The sequence below is a fragment of the Flammeovirga yaeyamensis genome, from assembly GCF_018736045.1.
Taxonomy (GTDB): domain Bacteria; phylum Bacteroidota; class Bacteroidia; order Cytophagales; family Flammeovirgaceae; genus Flammeovirga; species Flammeovirga yaeyamensis.
The window spans coordinates 3,981,551-3,999,855 of record NZ_CP076132.1 but is presented as its reverse complement, the minus strand read 5'-3'; the positions used below and the strand labels follow the sequence as shown (position 1 = coordinate 3,999,855).

Here is an 18,305-nt window from a genome sequence, read left to right as displayed (position 1 = left end):
CCTATAAAGCTAACATGTCTTCCATACCAAAGATACCTTCTTTTTTATGAAGCCATTCTCCAGCTAAAACAGCACCTAGAGCAAAACCTTTTCTTGAATGTGCTGTGTGTTTAATGTCAATTCTGTCGATTTCAGATTCGTAAGTCACCTCATGTGTACCAGGAACGTCTGGCTCTCTAAGTGCTTCGATTTCGATACCGTTTGCTTTAGCTTCATCCTCGCCTTTAAGCGTCCAAGAGTCCACACCTGCAAATTTTTCGATCACACCTTCAGCTAAAGTGATTGCAGTACCACTTGGGGCATCCAATTTTTGAGTATGATGAATTTCTACCATTGATGATTTGTACTCCTTATTAAAAGCAGACATCATCTCAGCTAGTTTTTTATTTAAAGCAAAGAAGATATTTACACCTAAACTATAATTTGATGCATAGAAGAAAGCAGTGTTTTGAGCTTTAGTAGCCGCTTCAACTTCTTCTTTCTTATCCAACCAACCTGTAGTACCAGAAACTACTCTTATTCCTTTATCCAGACATACTTTGATATTATCGTAGGCTGAACTAGGTTGAGTAAATTCAATTGCCACATCTACAGTAGAAGGGTCGATATTGATTAAATCTTCTCTATTGTTTAAGTCAATAATATTGACAATGTTGTGTCCACGTTCTTTTAAAATACCCTCAATGGTTTTACCCATTTTTCCGTATCCTATTAATAAAAAATTCATTTGTTATATCTATTTCGAATTTATATTTAAAGTTAAAGTTGCTCCTAATGCAGGTAATCCGGTTAATGGATCTGGAATAGCAGCCGGTTTAAATTGAAAAGAGAGATCCTCGCTGACATCATAATATTTTAAATGTTGATCAACAGCGGCATCCAATGCTCCCAATAAGTACCAACCACAAGAAACAATAATCATAAAATCTCGATCTCTACGAAAACGATCCCTTCTTGAGACCAAGTTGTCAACAGATAGGTTTCTGTAGATTTCAGGAATTAAATCATCGTTGGTTGGATCAGCATCAGCTTTATAAGCCAACCAATGACTACTTTCTATATAATTGGTATGATTAAATTTAATGAAGTAACCAAACACGGCGTACCCACCATAAAGGATAGGTATTTTCCAAGCTTTATTATTGTGTATCTGACCTAAACCGGGGATAACAATGGTATAAAAAGAAGCTTGTGTTGGTCCTGTTAAACTTTTATACTGAGTTCGTTTCTTCCTTTTTCTTTCTTTCTGATCAATATGATTGGGCATTTGTTTTAATGAATTAAGTGAATCGATCACTCTTTCATTATAAGCCACTTTTTCGTCTTCCGTCATATTTCTATACACAGAATCAGTTTCAACTTGTGCAAGCACATTATTTGAAACTGACAATAGGCATAAGATGAGCGAAAAGAAAGATAAAAATTTAAAGAATTTAGGCATCAGTGTGTTTTAAGAATGTCAAGTATTCTATTTAAATCTTCAACAGATGTGTAAGGAATCTTAATTTCACCTTTTCCATCTGAAGCATTATTAATTTTAATCTGAGTACCAAAGTGAGTTGATAAATCTCTTTGCAAACGGCTGAATTCAAAATCAAGTGGTTGACTTTTGGCTTTAGCACTAGCACTTTTAAGATCTTTACCTTGAATCACATCTCTAACAAGGTTTTCAGTTTTTCTTACAGAGAGTTCATTCTTGATAATCATATCATAGATCATCAATTGCACCTCGATACTATTTACGTTTACCAAAGCACGAGCATGTCCCATAGAAATACTATTACTTCTTAGACCTGCTTGAATTTCCGGTGGAAGCTTCAATAAACGAAGGTAATTGGCCACAGTAGAACGTTTTTTTCCTACTCGATCACCAAGTTCCTCTTGTTTTAGATCACATTCAGCGATTAAACGTTGGTATGTGATTGAAATTTCTATAGGATTGAGGTCTTCTCTCTGAATATTTTCAATCAAAGCCATTTCAAGCATTTGAGTATCGTTGGCTCCTCTTACATAAGCTGGAATCTTTTCCAATCCCGCCATTTGAGAGGCTCTCCATCTACGTTCGCCCGAAATAATTTGATATTGATGTTCTGTTAGTTTTCTGACTGTAATAGGCTGAATAATACCCTGAACACGAATAGAATCTGCCAATTCTTTAAGTGCATCACTTTCAAACTCCAAACGAGGTTGATAAGGATTTCTTTCGATCTCAGAAATGGCAATTTCATCAAGTTTTTCGACAACTTGTTGTGTTACCTCTGGAGTAGGGGCTACTTGTTCCACTACTTCCTCAGGTTGAGCATCAGATTTATTTTCACCCAGTAAGGCACCTAAACCTTTACCTAGTGCATTTCTCCTTTTTAATGTTTTCTTTTCTTGTTTCTCTGGCATAATTTAATCCGCCTATCAGTTCATTTAATCGAGGTAAATAATCGGTTCCTATGCTTTTACTTCAATCTTGTTACGTTTTAATATTTCTTGTGCTAAGTTGAGGTAGCTGACAGCACCTTTACTCACCGCATCGTGCTCAATCACAGGAACACCAAAACTAGGAGCCTCACTAATTTTAATGTTTCTAGGGATGATCACCTTAAATACTAAATCACCTAAATTCTTTCTCACGTCTTCCACTACTAAATTAGAAAGTCTCAAACGCGTATCATACATAGTCATCAAAATCCCCTCGATCAACAAGTTAGGATTTAGACGTGATTGGATCAAGTCAATAGTCTTTAAAAGTTTATCCAATCCTTCTAATGCATAATATTCACATTGCACAGGTATAATTACAGAATCTGCAGCAGTAAGTGCATTTACTGTAATTAAATTTAACGATGGAGAACAATCAATGATAATGAAATCATATTTGTCTTTCACTTGTTCAAGTGCTTTCAACATTCTTGTTTCTCTATCTTCTATATCAATCATCTCGATTTCGGCCCCTACAAGGTCGATATGAGATGGAATTATATCTAAATTATCAAATTCAGAGGCCACAATAATATCTTCTGCATTAATATCTTCTACCATGCAGTTGTAGATACTTTTTCTTTCTTCCTTAGGATCTAAATTTAATCCTGATGTGGAGTTTGCTTGTGGATCTGCATCAACTAAAAGTGTATTATATTCTAAAACAGCAAAGCTTGCAGCTAAATTCACCGAAGTTGTTGTTTTACCTACGCCACCTTTTTGATTAGCAATAGCTATGATCTTGCCCATTTTTTTTAAACGCTTTTATTCTTTGTAAACACAAATATAGTTTTTTTCAGCATCTACTTTAAAAAATTATATTTTCTTTAATTAAAGTGAGGCAAAAACATACCCTTTTTTAGAAAAATGCTCTAAAAAGCGGGGTAGAACATACCTTAAATTTTTTTCTGCCTTAATACTATCGTGAAAAACTACGATCGAACCGTCCTCTGTAAGTTTAATTGCTGTGGCTAAACACTTCTCTTCGTTGAAGTTCTTATTGTAATCTCTTGTAAGGACATGCCACATGATAATTTCGTACTTTTCTTTTAAAGTATGTATCATTTGTTTTCCCACTTGTCCATGAGGAGGTCGGAATAATGGTTTCTTTCGATCGGCATCAAAGAGTGGATTGGAAACGAGTTGTTCATCGCAAACCTTTACATTATCCAAATACTTATTATAAGAAGTTTTCCAATATTGTAAATGATTAAAAGTATGATTACCTACAGTATGACCCGCCTCTAATACCTTATTATATACATCCGGATGTTTTCTGATATTATCACCCACACAAAAGAAGGTTGCTTTTGCGTTGTATTTGGCTAATTGATCCAAAACCCAAGGTGTAATCTTAGGAATGGGACCATCATCAAAAGTAAGATAAATAGTAGGAATTGAGGTTGCTTCTTTTTTCCATGTCAGGGACGGAAAAATTTTATCTCTTACAATACTGCCAACTCTTTGTATCATTTTTCAAAAGAAATATTATTTGATACAAATATACACGGATTAAATTTTTTTGTTAGAAATGATAAATATAATCTCTCTAATTTAGGGTTATTTGATGTTTTGCTTTGTTAAACGATTACGATAGATTGTTAGGTGTCGTAATTATTATTAAAAAGAAAAGAAAGGAATGTTATATTATTTGCAAAAGAAAAAGATAGGTAATTATATTTGAACTAAACAATGATTGAAAATGTTGAGAAAAATGCAAAATATCATCCTAAATATTGTCATTATCGCTAACGTCGTCCTGCTAAAGGAGAGGTAATGGTCAGTATATGATATTTTGAAAAATATAAAACTTGGCCATTGTCAGAATAAAAAACTTGACAGTGGTTTTTTTTTATCACATGAAAAATCCAATTTATCAACCTTAAAATACTTTTCGCTTATGGTGAAGTATTATGATCAAGACACAGTAATTTTCCACAATGGAGAATTCGTAAAAGCAGCAGAGTCGAAAGCAGATTTGTTTTCGCAGTCATTACACTATGGTAATGGCGTATTTGACGCTATGAGAGCGTACGGAACCGCTTTGGGTCCAAACATCTTTAAAGCAAGAGAACACTTTACTCGTTTTCTTGAAGCAGCAAATACAATGCACCTCGGTCTCGATTATACGGTAGATGAATTGGTGGGAGTTTCTTATCAGTTGTTGGAAGAAAATGGTTTTACTGATGCATACATTAGACCGCTAGTATATGCAGAAGCAAACATGGACTTAACACCAACGAAGAAGCACAACATTTTTATAGCAGCTTGGAGATGGGATAAATTCTTAGGGAAAGACCTTTTGGATATCACAATCTCTGCCTACACAAGGCCAAGTCCGCATTCATTTAATGTAGAGGCAAAGATTTCTGGGCACTACATTAATTCAATTGTTTCTATTGCAGAAGCTAAAGAAAGAGGATTTGATGATGCTTTATTATTGGATGTTGATGGATATATCGCGGAAGGTACAGGCGCCAACTTCTTCTTTGAAAAAGGAGGAAAGCTTTATACTTCTAAAAAAGGACATATCTATCCTGGCATCACAAGAAATGTAGTTTTTGATATTGCAAAATCATTAGGAGTAGAGGTGGTAGAAGGACAATACAAGCCCGAGGATCTAAAAGATATCGATGGTGCGTTCTTTACAGGTACTGCTGCTCAAATTACAGGTATCAACTCAATCGATAGACATTTAGTCTTGAAAGATTGGGAAGAAACAATTGGTTTTGAAGTATTCGAGAAATACAGACAATACGTGACACAATCAGAATACGATAACTATTCTATTATATAACAAACTGATTTTTAAATCAACAAACAAAGAAGACAACTATGGCAGAGATGTTAAACAAGCATAGCCGCACGATTACGCAAGACGATACACAACCAGCAGCACAAGCCATGCTATATGGTATTGGTTTGACAGAAGAGGATATGGATAAGCCTCAAATTGGTATCGCAAGTACAGGTTATGAAGGTAACACTTGTAATATGCACCTTAATGGATTAGCAGCAAAAGTAAAAGCTGGAGTTCAAAAAGAAGGGATGGTTGGTTTAGTATTTAATACTATTGGTGTTAGTGATGGTATCACTAACGGTACAATTGGTATGCGTTACTCACTACCATCAAGAGATATTATTGCAGACTCTGTGGAGACAGTTGTTAATGGTCAGTTTTATGATGGTTTGATCACTGTAGTAGGTTGTGATAAAAACATGCCTGGTGCTATGATGGCGATGTGTAGAATTGATCGTCCAACAATCATGTTGTATGGTGGTACGATTGCTTCTGGATGTTGGAAAAAACAAAAACTGAATATTGTATCTGCTTTCGAAGCATTGGGTGAAAAAATTGCCGGTACTATTTCAGACGAAGATTATAAAGGTGTAATCAAAAATGCTATTCCAGGTGCTGGTGCATGTGGTGGTATGTATACTGCAAACACAATGGCTTCAGCAATTGAAGCAATGGGTATGAGTTTACCTTACTCATCATCTAACCCTGCAGTATCAGATGATAAGAAAAATGAGTGTGCGAATTTAGGTCCTGCGATCCTTAACTTATTAAAGTTAGATCTTAAGCCTTCAGATATTCTAACAAAAGCTTCTTTCGAAAACGCTTTAACAGTGATTATGGCATTAGGTGGTTCTACCAATGCTACTCTTCACATGTTGGCCATCGCCAAAGCTGCTGATGTTGAATTGACATTGGATGATATCCAAAGAATTTCTGATAGAGTACCTTTCTTTGCAGATTTAAAACCTTCGGGTAAATATTTAATGGAAGATGTATTCGCTGTAGGTGGTATTCCAGCTGTAATGAAAACACTTCTGAACTGGGGCTTGTTAGACGGTTCTTGTATGACTGTAACTGGTAAAACAATTGCAGAAAACTTAGCAGATGTTGATCCACTAGGTTCTGATCAAGATTTAATGCGTCCGCAAGACAACCCAATCAAATCAACTGGTCATTTACAAATTCTTTACGGTAACCTTGCAACTGAAGGTTCAGTAGCGAAAATCACAGGTAAAGAAGGAGAGAAATTCGTTGGTCCAGCAAAAGTATTTGATAATGAATTTGCTGTAATTGATGGTATAGCTAACGGAGAAGTAGAGAAAGGTAATGTGGTAGTGATTCGTTACGAAGGTCCAAAAGGTGGTCCTGGTATGCCAGAGATGTTAAAGCCAACTTCTGCGATTATGGGTGCAGGTCTTGGTAAAGACGTAGCATTAATTACAGATGGTAGATTCTCAGGAGGTACTCACGGTTTTGTAGTAGGTCATATTACACCAGAAGCTGCTGTAGGGGGAAACCTAGCATTAGTGAAAGATGGAGATATGATTACTATCGATGCTGTAAACAACAAAATCGAGGTAGCTGTTTCTGATGAAGAACTAGCAGAAAGAAGAGCACAGTGGGTGGCTCCAGATCCTAAGTTTAAAAAGGGTATTTTATATAAATATATCAAAACTGTTTCTTCAGCGTCCGAAGGATGTGTAACAGATGAATTTTAATCTGTAATTAAGAACAAGTAGTACGAAAAATCATTTCAATAATGAGTACAACAGCAAAAGAGTTCACAAAAGAACAAGAAGCCAAAGAGACAACCAAAAAAGTATCAGGTGCTGAAGCACTATTGATGGCATTAGTAGAAGAAGGAGTAGATACAATGTTTGGTTACCCTGGTGGAGCGATCATGCCGGTGTATGATAAGCTTTATCATTATGATGACAAATTGAAACACATTCTTGTGCGTCACGAGCAAGGTGCTACACATGCAGCACAAGGATATGCTCGAGTCAATCATAGAGTAGGGGTATGTCTGGCAACTTCTGGACCTGGCGCAACAAACTTAATTACAGGTCTTGCTGATGCAATGATTGATTCCACTCCATTGGTGGCAATCACTGGTCAGGTAGCGTCTCACCTTTTAGGTACAGATGCTTTCCAAGAAACAGATGTGGTTGGTATTTCTACACCGGTAACGAAGTGGACATACCAAGTAACCAAGGCTTCTGAAATTCCAGAAGCCATCGCAAAAGCATTTTATATCGCTAAAAGTGGCCGTCCAGGTCCTGTATTGATTGATATCACAAAAGATGCTCAGTTCCAAGAAATTGAATTTTCTTATAAGCCATGTACAAGAATTAGAAGCTATAAGCCAGTTTCTAAGGCGGAAGAATCTTCATTGGATGATGCAGCTAGATTAATCAATCAAGCAAAGAAACCATACATTTTAGTAGGACACGGAGTAATGCTTTCTAAAGCAGAAAAGGAATTAATTGCCTTTGCTGAAAAAGCAGGAATTCCAATGGCTTCTACTTTATTAGGATTGTCGGCTGTACCGGCAGATCATCCTTTAAATGTGGGTTATTTAGGGATGCACGGTAATTATGGTCCCAACATCAAAACAAACGAATGTGACTTATTGATTGCCGTTGGCATGCGTTTCGACGATCGTGTAACAGGCGATTTAAGTAGATATGCAAAACAAGCAAAAGTAATTCACATCGAAATTGATCCATCTGAGATCGATAAAAATGTGAAAGCGGATGTGCCAATTATTGCTGATGCAAAAGAAGCTTTAGAAAGGTTAATTCCTAAAGTGAACGAAGCAAAGCATGAAGAATGGTTGGCTGAATTCCATGCTTGTGATGAAATTGAAAAGAAAGAAGTATTGGAATATGCTTTAGGCGACTCTACTGAAAAAGTGAAAATGTCTGAGGTAATCAAAATGCTTTCTGATAAAACCAAGGGTGAAGCCATTATCGTGACGGATGTGGGACAACATCAGATGGAAGCTTCAAGATACTATGAATTTAAAATTACAGATAGTATTGTAAGTTCTGGTGGTCTTGGAACAATGGGATTCGCTTTACCTGCAGCAATGGGTGCAGCAGTTGGTGCTCCTGATCGTTTGGTAGTTTCTATCTCTGGTGATGGAGGATATCAAATGACGATTCAAGAGTTGGGAACCATTTTCCAATATAAAATTCCTGTAAAGATTCTTGTTTTAAATAACAGTTTCTTAGGTATGGTAAGACAATGGCAAGAACTATTCTTCGATAGCCGTTACTCTTTTACAGAGATGGTAAATCCTGATTTTGTGAAATTGGCGGAGTCTTATTATATCAAAGCGGATAAATCAGAATCTAGAGAAGATTTGAGTGCTAAGATGGATCAGTGGTTAAATACTGAAGGTCCATGTTTCTTAGAGGTAGTGGTAGAAAAGGAATCAAATGTTTTCCCTATGATCCCTACTGGAGAATCTGTATCAAATGTTCGTTTAAAGTAATATCAATATCATGGAAGGAAAACAAAGATTTACTTTATCAATATTTACGGAAAACGTAGTAGGTTTAACAAACCGTATTTCAATCATCTTCACAAGAAGAAAATTGAATATTGAGAGTTTGACTACATCAGCATCAGAGATCGAAAATGTTCACCGTTTTACAATAGTGTTTTACACTACTAAAGATCAAGCTGAAAAAGTAGCAAAACAAATAGAAAAACAAATAGATGTTGTTCGTTGCTTTGTATATGAAGATAGCGAAATCATCTATCAAGAAATAGCCTTATATAAGGTAGCTGTTGATAATCTTACAGATTCAGATGCTGTTGAAGAAATAGTTAGAAAGAATCACGCAAGAATATTAGCTGCAAAAGCTGACTTTATTGTGATCGAAAAAACAGGTCATAAAGAAGAAACTCATACTTTGTATGATGCTTTAAAACCTTACGGCTTGATGCAATTTGGTCGTTCAGGCAGAATTGCATTGTCAAAGGAACGTCAGGAGATTAGTTCTCTGTTGGCAGAATTTGATCAAGAAGATACAATTGCTTAAGCCCTTGATCAATTTAGATCAATAGTATAAGCTTTTTAATACATCAACAACTGGGGGAGAGCAATCGCTTTCCCCTTTTTGATAGTTTTGATTCAATTTAAAACTATCATCTTTTCATCATATTATGGAAATAAAAGAAGCAGTGGATTTACCAAGTGTAGAATCAATCGTCAAAGCACATCGAAAATTAAAAGATGTAGTGACACGTACTCCTTTAATGCGTAACATGAACCTATCTGAGCGTTATGGTGCAGATATTTGGTTAAAGCGTGAGGATTTACAAATTGTTCGATCTTATAAATTACGTGGAGCCTTTAATAAAATTTCGTCTTTAACTAAAGATGAACAAAGCAAAGGTATTGTTTGTGCGAGTGCGGGAAACCATGCACAAGGCGTCGCGTATTCTTGTAAGCAACTAGGTATTCATGGCGTAATTTATATGCCCGCACCTACTCCTAATCAAAAAGTGAGTCAGGTAAGAATGTGGGGAAAAGACAAAGTAGAAGTCGTTCTTGTAGGCGATACATTTGACGATGCTTATGCTGCTGCTATGGAACGCTGTGATCAAGAAGGAAGAGTATTTATTCATCCTTTTGACGATCCTAAAGTGATTGAAGGTCAGGGTACCGTTGGTTTAGAAATTCTTGAAGACGCAAAAGATGAAATCGACTACTTGGTGATGCCAATTGGTGGAGGAGGTCTATCTTCTGGTGTAGGTAGCTATTTTTCTCAGATCAGTCCGAATACCAAAATTATTGGGGTTGAGCCTGAAGGTGCTCCTGCAATGAAAGCCTCTTTAGATCAAGGGGAAGTAGTTACATTAGAGAAAATAGAAAAGTTTGTCGACGGAGCTGCCGTACAAAGAGTAGGTGATAATACCTATCAGATTGCCAAACAATTCTTACAAGATGTGATCTTAGTACCTGAGGGGAAAGTATGTTCTACTATCCTAAAGTTATATAATGAAGATGCAATAGTTGTAGAACCTGCCGGAGCCTTATCTATTTCTGCTCTAGATGCGATTAAAGACGAGATCAAGGGTAAAAGGGTAGTCTGTGTTGTATCGGGTTCTAATAACGATATAGGACGTATGGAGGAGATTAAAGAACGTTCTCTTTTATACGAAGGATACAAACATTACTTTATGGTACGTTTCCCTCAAAGAGCTGGTGCTCTCAGAGAATTCTTGGCAGAGGTACTAGGACCAAAAGATGATATTGTACACTTTGAATACACAAAAAAGGTAAATAGAGAGAAGGCTCCAGCAATCGTTGGTATCGAAGTGAAAGATCCTAACGACTTCAATGCACTCCAAAATAGGATGACTGCTGGAGGCTACAAATTCGAATTATTGAACGAAAATCAAGATATGTTCAATTTTTTGATTTAAATCACATTTAGTTTTGACTTGTAAATCAATCTTTTACAATTTCATTAAGATTAGATTACATTTTTAATGTGTGTAATACTTGTTTTATAGCAAACAAGGGTGCATATTTGCATCGCTTTTAAGGAAACGACGTCCTGAAAAGCACACTGGAGCAGTAGTTCAGTTGGTTAGAATACCTGCCTGTCACGCAGGGGGTCGCGGGTTCGAGTCCCGTCTGTTCCGCCAACAAGTCTTCATCAAGACTTTCAAAAACTAGATAACTGGAGCAGTAGTTCAGTTGGTTAGAATACCTGCCTGTCACGCAGGGGGTCGCGGGTTCGAGTCCCGTCTGTTCCGCCAACAAGTCTTCATCAAGACTTTCAAAAACAGATGACTGGAGCAGTAGTTCAGTTGGTTAGAATACCTGCCTGTCACGCAGGGGGTCGCGGGTTCGAGTCCCGTCTGTTCCGCCAACAAGTCTTCATCAGGACTTTCAAAAACAGATGACTGGAGCAGTAGTTCAGTTGGTTAGAATACCTGCCTGTCACGCAGGGGGTCGCGGGTTCGAGTCCCGTCTGTTCCGCCAACAAGTCTTCATCAAGACTTTCAAAAACAGATGACTGGAGCAGTAGTTCAGTTGGTTAGAATACCTGCCTGTCACGCAGGGGGTCGCGGGTTCGAGTCCCGTCTGTTCCGCCAACAAGTCTTCATCAAGACTTTCAAAAACAGATGACTGGAGCAGTAGTTCAGTTGGTTAGAATACCTGCCTGTCACGCAGGGGGTCGCGGGTTCGAGTCCCGTCTGTTCCGCCAACAAATAGAAAGGTAAGTTCGAAAGAGCTTACCTTTTTTTATTGTCTACTTTATTAATTCGTTTAAATCCTCAGGCCACCCAATTTCATACATCATACGTTCTAAAGTCACCGGATGGTCAAAATGTAATAGCCGAGCATGTAAACAATGTCTTCCTATAGTATTTTGAAGCTGAGAATTGCCTGTATATTGCATTTTCTCATATCTTTTATCACCTACTAAGGGATGACCTATATATTGCATATGCACACGAATCTGATGGGTTCTACCTGTTTCCAATTCACATTCTACCACAGAGAAGTCTTTATAGGATTTTATGGTTTTATAATTTGTGATCGCCATTTTTCCAAAAGCTTCATCTTCTGAGACCTCAATACTCATTTCATCCATAGGATTTCTACCGATAAACTTTTTGATAGTTCCTTCTAAAGGATCAGGTGTTCCCCATACAATCGCATGGTATATTCTTTTGGTTGATTTTCCTTTGAATTGATCTCCTAAATGTTCCCTTGCTTGAATCGTCTTAGGGATTACCACAATCCCGCTAGTATCTTTATCTAAGCGTTGAACCAAACAATCCTTTACTAAGGCCTCTGTTTGATTAGTGACATTGTAATGATGTTGTAAAGCATTCTGTAGTGTTTCCTTGTATACTCCTAATCCTGGATGCATAGACATGTTTGCAGGTTTATTGACGACGATAAAGGATTCATTTTCTTCAAGAATATCTAAATCATAATCATATGGAATTAATTCTTCTAATTTTCTGAAAGATTCGAACCATTCCACCTTATCAAATGGTTTTAATTGATAAGAAGATTTAGATTTTTTATCATTCACCAAAACCATCTGTGATTTGATATGTTTTTGAATAACATTTCTACTCTTGTTAGGAAGTTTTATCGAAAGGAAATGATCCAATCGCATGGTTTGTCCTCCTTCAGGAATATCAAATGATGCATGTAGATGTTTTGATGATGACATTTTTGGTTTTGTATCTTGATTGGTATTACTAACTTGCAAAACTAATTTTTTAGCACAACAATATGGAAGAAAATCAGCCTTCATTCGAACACAAAGGTGATGAAAATACACAAGAAACGATTATAGTAAAGAAAAAGTTTGTAGGAATGCCTGCATGGAAACATTTTTTACTATTCGTATTGACTCTTTTAGCGACTACTTTAGCAGGTTTGGAATGGATTTATGGAAAAACCATCTTGGCTCCTGAAGAGATTACTCCAGAACATTGGAAAGGGGCTTTGACCTATTCCCTTTGTTTTATAGGTATCTTGACTGTTCATGAATTTGGTCATTATTTCACAGCTAAGTATTATAAGTTAAAAGTGACTCTTCCTTATTTTATTCCGGCTTGGTTTTTTTCTTTTCTACCTTCTATAGGTACGTTTGGTGCTTTTATAAATATTAAATCAAGACTGAAATCTACAAAAGAGTTTTTTGATGTTGGAGTAGCAGGGCCGTTGGCAGGGTTTGTTGCTGCATTATTTGTCTTGATATATGGCTTTACTCATCTTCCTGCACAAGAATATATATTTGATATTCACCCTGAATATCAAGAATGGGGGCTAGATTATGCTGAACATGCCTATAAAGATCTTCCAGAAGGAGCAAATCTTCAAATAGGAACCAACCTTCTGTTTGAGATCATGAAATATGTCTTCGTAGATGATATGTCTAAATTCCCTAATCCACACGAAATGATGCACTACCCGTTTCTATTTGCGGGGTTTTTAGCATGTTTCTTTACGGCTCTAAATTTATTGCCTTTTGGTCAGTTGGATGGAGGACATGCATTGCACTCTATTATTGGGCATAAATGGTTTCATAAACTAACACCTTATACATTTGCCTTATTTTTATTTTGGGGTGGATTAGGTTTATTTTCTGCTGAGGATCCCAACGACTATCTGATATCCTATGTGCCATTATACCTGCTTTACCTCTATTTTGTTTCTATGAGGTTATTTAAAGATAAGGTGACAATTGGTATGTTTGTGATGATCATTTTTACCTCACAGTTTGTCTTAACGACAATATATCCTACCATTCAAGGATATACCGGTTGGTTGTTGTGGGGTTTTATGCTGTCTAGATTTTTAGGACTAAATCACCCTAGGCCAATAATAGAAAAAGGTGTTGACACCAAAAGAAAAATTATTGGTATCATCACCTTAATCGTGTTTATTTTATGTTTTACGCCAGCTCCTCTTATTCTTGAGTAGAGCTGTCGCTAACTTCGTATGGCGTTTTTATAGGATTGAAATTCGGGATATCCAACATACCAAAACCATGATCGGCCAATTCGCCAAAACCGTTGTGGTAAATAAATTCCTGAACTTCTGGAGCAGCTAACACTTCAAAAGGAAGAGTATAGCCTCTAGCTTCCATAATTTGTCCGTCTTTAATAACCGAGTAAATACGGGCAAATTTCTTATCCATTCTATTGATTCTTTCCAAGTACTGTTGGTCTGGAATCACTTGAAAACGGAAGAAAGAAGAAATTTGTTCTGGAGTATATACCCCTGATTTTTCCATTCTGTACATTGTAGAATCATACAACATATCCGAAAACTCATCGCTTAATGGGTTGACAAACAGTTTGTTGTTTAATCCTTCTACTTGATGGAAGGGAACAATTGGAGATATACATAGATATTTCATTGATTCTTGAAATATCGGAGCCTCTTCGATTTCAACAGCATCAGCTTGTAGCATCAAGTTCCCCAAAAGAATATGGGATTCTTGGAACAAGCCTATCACTACTTTATCAATGAATTGTTGGTTCGGGCTGGTTAAAACTATGGTTGCTTTCTTAGAAAAATAATGCAAACCTTCTCTTCCCACTTTTGTCTGTCCTTTAAGTCCAGAAAAGGTAAAGTTGGTACTCTCAAACAGAGCATTATCAGAGCATGCGATTTTGAGCATGTTCTGAACAAGCTTTTGGTGGTGGAAGGGCAAAATTGCTCCTTTATTTCTAAGATTGAAGATTATTCTTATGCGCACCTTCTAAAAAATTTGTAGTTGGTAACAAAAGGAAATACTCCTTCTAGATAAAAAAATAAATTTTGAAGTAAAAAATCACTTCTATTCATACTGTAAAGATAACGGAGTGATTGATATATCATAGATAAATATCACCTCTTATTTTTTACATTAACATTAATATCATAAAATTTTTTTAAAACGTCTAATTATTTCGATAAATAACTGATTTTATTCGACTTTATATTTTTTCCACCAATGTTGAAGTACTAAAATACTCCAAACTTGGTTTTGATCGTAGTTTTCAGTTTCGAAAATAGTTTTCTTCAGACGTTCGGTATAGTTAGGATCAAAGATTTTTTGATGTTCTACAAAGTCTCTATCCAACATCTCGTTCACCCATGTTCTTAAGGCGGTTTTGTATCCTTTCATAAGTGGCACTTCAAATCCATGTTTTGGACGTTTATACAGTTCCTCTGGCAACAATGGACGGAAGGCATCCTGAAGAATTTTCTTCTTCATTTTACCATCGATTTTATATTCAGATGGAAGTGACATTCCAAACTCTACCACTTTATGATCCAAGAAAGGCACTCTGACTTCTAAGCTATTGTACATCGACATAGAATCTACTTTATGCAGCATGTCATTGACCAATAACCCATTGATGTCAGAATAAAGAACATCAGAAAATCCATCTCCTGTGATGAACTGAGTGATTTCATTTTTACGCTCATTGAAATCAACCATATTCAATTCCTCTTTAAAGGATGGATGTAACATATCTAAAGCCGATTGTGTATCTCTCCAACAGCATTGGAACCAATATCTTTCCTTAGGAGATAATTTCATCCCTTCCCCAAACTTTACTGCTTGTCGTACTTTGTTACCAAAAGCCGAGTTCCTGCTTTGAGGTAATTTATTGAGTATTGGCAACAAGTTTTTGATCATATTGGCAGTACTTCCACCTTTTCGTGTTCTCCATTCACCGTAATGCTTGTTATAACCCGCAAAGATTTCGTCAGCACCATCGCCTGAAAGAGCAACAGTGACATGCTTTCTAGTTTCTTTACTTAATATGTTTACTGCAATTGCTGAAGCATCGGCAAAAGGTTCTCCATAATGGTCCAACATACCAAACAAGTGATTATAGAAATCGTCTTGTGTTAATTTGAAAGCGGTATGTTGTGTATTGTATTTTTTAGCGACCAACTCCGCATAATGAGTTTCATCAAATAATGGTTCGTCTTTATAGCCAATTGAAAACGTTTGAAGTTGATCGGTATATTTTGATGCCATAGCGACCACTGCAGAAGAATCAATGCCTCCACTAAGAAAACTTCCCAAAGGAACATCAGAAACCATTCGTTCTTGTACTGAATGATCGAATATTTTCAAAAGTTCAGCTTTAGCTTCCTCGTAATTTAGAGTAAGGTTCTTTTCTGTTTGAAGGGCTAGATCATAATATCTTTGGATGGTAAACTTCTTATCTTTAATCATCATATAGCAACCCTGAGGAAGCTTTTTTACACTCTTAAAAATAGAGTTAGGTGATGATATATAAGTCAATTGAAGTAATTGAAAAACGGAAGTAAAATCAACTTCTTTATCCAATCCAAATTGAAGTAGTGCATTCATTTCACTACCAAAGACAATCTTATCTTCATCATAAGAATAAAGAAGAGGTTTGATACCTAATCGATCTCTAGCGATAATTAAGCTATCATTATCATTGTCATAAATGGCAAAAGCAAAAAAGCCATGTAACTGCTCGAATACCTTTGTACCAAAATGAATATAGGCATGAAGTAGAACCTCAGTATCCGAAGTGGTTTTAAAAACCACGCCTCTTTGTTCTAAAGAAGACTTGATCGTTTTATAATTATAGATCTCTCCATTAAATACAATTGTATATCGTCCACTAGGGTCTGACATAGGTTGATTGCCTCCCTCAGTTAAATCGATAATAGAAAGTCTACGGTGTCCAAGGTGAACAAAATGACTACTGAAAACATCGGCAGCATCGGGGCCGCGGTGTGCTAACTGATCATTGGCACGATGCATATGAATCGCCTGCATTCGTCCAATTTCGTTAAAAGCAAATAGTCCAGTAATTCCGCACATGTAGACAAATAGTTTTAAGTTAAAAAAATGTGATATACGAAATTACAATTTTATTCCTTTTAAGCATAGCTATGTTTGTATTATCATTTTATCATATCTATCCACAGGAATAAATTCCTGTGCTTTCGATACGGTATTCCCCATCAACATAGTAACTTTCCTTAGTTCCTTAGTTCCTTAGTTAAAAAAAAATGAGGTCAGGAGACCTCTAACGTTCATATAGGCACAAATGTCGCAATCGCTTAACATTTGCGCTAGTTTTGCCTTTCCTTCTTACCTCTTACCTCTTACTTAAAAACGAGCGTAAACTTTGCTACCTGCTACCTCTAAACCATCCCCAAAACATACCCCAAAACACTTCCTCCTAAAATAATATGCATTGCATTTGCCTTTTTCACTCCAAAGGTGATGATGAACCCAAGAACACCAATCAATATTCCTTTCCAATCGGTTAGGGCGGTCATCGACATTTGAACCAATACCACTCCCATAATAGCAACAGCTGCGACATTTACACTGTCTAAAAAGTATCTTACTTTTTTATTGGATCTAAGTTTTGGAATAAATGGGTTAAGTGCAAACACTAAAAAGAAGGAAGGAAGAAATATTCCCAAAGTGGCAAGTATAGCTCCTAGTACGCCACCTAATTGATAACCAATAAATGTTGCTGTAGATAATACAGGACCCGGAGTAAACTGACCAATAGCGATGGCATCCATCAATTCACCTCTAGTTAACCAACCTATTTGTACAAGTTCAGCATCTAGGTAGGCAAACAATACATATCCACTACCATAAAGTACAGCACCTACTTTTAAGAAAGTAAGGAAAATCTGACTTTGTGTGATGTGTTGAACTTGAGGGATAGATGAAGTTGAAATCATCAAAGGAATGTAGGAAGCTTTGAGGTTACCTTTATTATTCTTGATGCTGAAATAAAAAATACCTAACAAACCAGTAATTAGTAAGGCGATAACATCATTTACGCCTAAAAGAGTTAATGCCACAGTAATTGCACCTAAGATGCCTAATTCTGTAGTTTTAATGGCTTTTTTACCGAGTTTCAAAACGGCAGCAAAGATCACTGATAAAACTGCTGGTTTTATACCAAAAATGAAAGGAGCGATGTTTGGTAATTCTCCATATGCTACATATAAACTACCAAGAATACCAGTAATAACGACTGCTGGAAAGATAAAACTAAGTCCTCCGATGACAAGTCCCCAAAATCCAGCTCGTTCATGCCCTACATGCATGGTCATTTCTGTTGAATTTGGTCCTGGTATTAAGTTAGTTGCACCAATTAGATCGAGAAAGTGCTCTTGTGTCATCCATTTTCTTTTTTCTACTACCTCTTCTTCGAGCATAGCAATATGAGCAGCAGGTCCACCAAATGCAAAGCATCCTAATTTAAACATTACTTGGGCTACTTCTATAAGTTTATTGAATCGTGTCATAGTTTTTATAATTTTTCTGACACAAAGGTAAATAGGGAGGGAAAGTTTAAATGGACTATTTGAAAATTATCAAAGCATTTATGGTGTAAACAAAAAAAACAGGCATAGAACACTGTTGGTACCGTTCTATGCCTGTCTGTGTCACGCTTTTAGAAACTGATAATTTTTTCAAATTCTTTCAGTTTGCTAGCATTATCTCATCTCATAACTTTCAAGAAC

The 18,305-nt window shown here is 36.4% G+C and carries 15 protein-coding genes and 6 tRNA genes; 12 read left to right on the top strand and 9 right to left on the bottom strand.

Annotation, left to right across the window (positions count from 1 at the left end):
- Position 1: 1 nt before the first annotated feature.
- The 5 genes from dapB to KMW28_RS15795 form a co-directional block, all read right to left on the bottom strand.
- Positions 2-727 carry a 4-hydroxy-tetrahydrodipicolinate reductase gene (gene dapB, locus KMW28_RS15815; protein WP_066204784.1) on the bottom strand — a complete coding sequence of 242 codons (726 nt, stop codon included), beginning with the start codon at positions 725-727 and terminating at the stop codon, positions 2-4.
- Between the two features lie 9 nt (positions 728-736).
- Entirely contained in the window at positions 737-1,441 is a 705-nt protein-coding gene (locus tag KMW28_RS15810; RefSeq protein WP_066204786.1) for a DUF5683 domain-containing protein, read from the bottom strand.
- A complete protein-coding gene (locus KMW28_RS15805) occupies positions 1,441-2,391 on the bottom strand; it encodes a ParB/RepB/Spo0J family partition protein (RefSeq protein WP_066204789.1) in 951 nt (316 codons plus the stop codon). Before KMW28_RS15805 ends, KMW28_RS15810 begins: the two co-directional genes overlap by 1 nt.
- 48 nt (positions 2,392-2,439) lie before the next feature.
- A complete protein-coding gene (locus tag KMW28_RS15800) occupies positions 2,440-3,219 on the bottom strand; it encodes a ParA family protein (RefSeq protein ID WP_066204792.1) in 780 nt (259 codons plus the stop codon).
- Positions 3,220-3,300: 81 nt separating this feature from the next.
- A complete protein-coding gene (locus KMW28_RS15795) occupies positions 3,301-3,942 on the bottom strand; it encodes a polysaccharide deacetylase family protein (protein WP_169662666.1) in 642 nt (213 codons plus the stop codon).
- A gap of 427 nt (positions 3,943-4,369) precedes the next feature.
- On the opposite strand from KMW28_RS15795, the gene ilvE reads away from it, so the two are divergent.
- From ilvE to KMW28_RS15740, 11 genes are all read left to right on the top strand, one after another.
- Positions 4,370-5,266: a branched-chain-amino-acid transaminase gene (gene ilvE / locus KMW28_RS15790; RefSeq protein ID WP_066204797.1), complete on the top strand. Its 897-nt coding sequence runs from the start codon at positions 4,370-4,372 to the stop codon at positions 5,264-5,266.
- A gap of 38 nt (positions 5,267-5,304) precedes the next feature.
- Complete coding sequence (gene ilvD, locus KMW28_RS15785) at positions 5,305-6,987, top strand: dihydroxy-acid dehydratase (protein ID WP_169662665.1); 1,683 nt, start codon at positions 5,305-5,307, stop codon at positions 6,985-6,987.
- 41 nt (positions 6,988-7,028) lie between these two features.
- Positions 7,029-8,768 carry a biosynthetic-type acetolactate synthase large subunit gene (gene ilvB, locus KMW28_RS15780; RefSeq protein ID WP_066204801.1) on the top strand — a complete coding sequence of 580 codons (1,740 nt, stop codon included), beginning with the start codon at positions 7,029-7,031 and terminating at the stop codon, positions 8,766-8,768.
- Between the two features lie 10 nt (positions 8,769-8,778).
- Positions 8,779-9,321, top strand: coding sequence for an acetolactate synthase small subunit (gene ilvN / locus KMW28_RS15775; protein ID WP_066204806.1), 543 nt, complete (start codon positions 8,779-8,781; stop codon positions 9,319-9,321).
- 124 nt (positions 9,322-9,445) lie between these two features.
- Positions 9,446-10,711: a threonine ammonia-lyase gene (gene ilvA, locus KMW28_RS15770; RefSeq protein ID WP_169662664.1), complete on the top strand. Its 1,266-nt coding sequence runs from the start codon at positions 9,446-9,448 to the stop codon at positions 10,709-10,711.
- A gap of 148 nt (positions 10,712-10,859) precedes the next feature.
- A tRNA-Asp gene (locus KMW28_RS15765) sits at positions 10,860-10,936 on the top strand.
- A 37-nt stretch (positions 10,937-10,973) separates the two neighbouring features.
- Positions 10,974-11,050: transfer RNA gene (locus tag KMW28_RS15760), tRNA-Asp, on the top strand.
- A 36-nt stretch (positions 11,051-11,086) separates the two neighbouring features.
- A tRNA-Asp gene (locus tag KMW28_RS15755) sits at positions 11,087-11,163 on the top strand.
- Between the two features lie 36 nt (positions 11,164-11,199).
- Positions 11,200-11,276 (top strand) — tRNA-Asp (locus tag KMW28_RS15750).
- Positions 11,277-11,312: 36 nt separating this feature from the next.
- Positions 11,313-11,389 (top strand) — tRNA-Asp (locus KMW28_RS15745).
- 36 nt (positions 11,390-11,425) lie between these two features.
- Positions 11,426-11,502 (top strand) — tRNA-Asp (locus KMW28_RS15740).
- A gap of 45 nt (positions 11,503-11,547) precedes the next feature.
- Here KMW28_RS15740 and KMW28_RS15735 read toward each other — a convergent pair.
- On the bottom strand, positions 11,548-12,486 hold the full coding sequence (locus tag KMW28_RS15735) for an RluA family pseudouridine synthase (protein WP_169662663.1): 939 nt from the start codon (positions 12,484-12,486) through the stop codon (positions 11,548-11,550).
- Positions 12,487-12,548: 62 nt separating this feature from the next.
- Here KMW28_RS15735 and KMW28_RS15730 point away from each other — a divergent pair, with 62 nt between their 5' ends.
- A complete protein-coding gene (locus KMW28_RS15730; RefSeq protein WP_240972522.1) occupies positions 12,549-13,745 on the top strand; it encodes a site-2 protease family protein in 1,197 nt (398 codons plus the stop codon).
- Here KMW28_RS15730 and cas6 read toward each other — a convergent pair.
- From cas6 to chrA, 3 genes are all read right to left on the bottom strand, one after another.
- Positions 13,732-14,448, bottom strand: coding sequence for a CRISPR-associated endoribonuclease Cas6 (gene cas6 / locus KMW28_RS15725; RefSeq protein WP_066204819.1), 717 nt, complete (start codon positions 14,446-14,448; stop codon positions 13,732-13,734). The two genes, KMW28_RS15730 and cas6, sit on opposite strands and share 14 nt — an antisense overlap.
- Before the next feature lie 288 nt (positions 14,449-14,736).
- A complete protein-coding gene (gene asnB, locus KMW28_RS15720) occupies positions 14,737-16,629 on the bottom strand; it encodes an asparagine synthase (glutamine-hydrolyzing) (RefSeq protein ID WP_169662662.1) in 1,893 nt (630 codons plus the stop codon).
- Positions 16,630-16,955: 326 nt separating this feature from the next.
- Positions 16,956-18,086 carry a chromate efflux transporter gene (gene chrA / locus KMW28_RS15715; protein ID WP_169662661.1) on the bottom strand — a complete coding sequence of 377 codons (1,131 nt, stop codon included), beginning with the start codon at positions 18,084-18,086 and terminating at the stop codon, positions 16,956-16,958.
- Positions 18,087-18,305: the final 219 nt, after the last annotated feature.

Bases quoted from the DNA above. Each gene is read 5' to 3' on its own strand.
- dapB (WP_066204784.1), bottom strand. From the start codon at position 727: ATGAATTTTTTATTAATAGGATACGGAAAAATGGGTAAAACCATTGAG.
- KMW28_RS15810 (WP_066204786.1), bottom strand. From the start codon at position 1,441: ATGCCTAAATTCTTTAAATTTTTATCTTTCTTTTCGCTCATCTTATGC.
- KMW28_RS15805 (WP_066204789.1), bottom strand. From the start codon at position 2,391: ATGCCAGAGAAACAAGAAAAGAAAACATTAAAAAGGAGAAATGCACTA.
- KMW28_RS15800 (WP_066204792.1), bottom strand. From the start codon at position 3,219: ATGGGCAAGATCATAGCTATTGCTAATCAAAAAGGTGGCGTAGGTAAA.
- KMW28_RS15795 (WP_169662666.1), bottom strand. From the start codon at position 3,942: ATGATACAAAGAGTTGGCAGTATTGTAAGAGATAAAATTTTTCCGTCC.
- ilvE (WP_066204797.1), top strand. From the start codon at position 4,370: ATGGTGAAGTATTATGATCAAGACACAGTAATTTTCCACAATGGAGAA.
- ilvD (WP_169662665.1), top strand. From the start codon at position 5,305: ATGGCAGAGATGTTAAACAAGCATAGCCGCACGATTACGCAAGACGAT.
- ilvB (WP_066204801.1), top strand. From the start codon at position 7,029: ATGAGTACAACAGCAAAAGAGTTCACAAAAGAACAAGAAGCCAAAGAG.
- ilvN (WP_066204806.1), top strand. From the start codon at position 8,779: ATGGAAGGAAAACAAAGATTTACTTTATCAATATTTACGGAAAACGTA.
- ilvA (WP_169662664.1), top strand. From the start codon at position 9,446: ATGGAAATAAAAGAAGCAGTGGATTTACCAAGTGTAGAATCAATCGTC.
- KMW28_RS15735 (WP_169662663.1), bottom strand. From the start codon at position 12,486: ATGTCATCATCAAAACATCTACATGCATCATTTGATATTCCTGAAGGA.
- KMW28_RS15730 (WP_240972522.1), top strand. From the start codon at position 12,549: ATGGAAGAAAATCAGCCTTCATTCGAACACAAAGGTGATGAAAATACA.
- cas6 (WP_066204819.1), bottom strand. From the start codon at position 14,448: ATGCTCAAAATCGCATGCTCTGATAATGCTCTGTTTGAGAGTACCAAC.
- asnB (WP_169662662.1), bottom strand. From the start codon at position 16,629: ATGTGCGGAATTACTGGACTATTTGCTTTTAACGAAATTGGACGAATG.
- chrA (WP_169662661.1), bottom strand. From the start codon at position 18,086: ATGACACGATTCAATAAACTTATAGAAGTAGCCCAAGTAATGTTTAAA.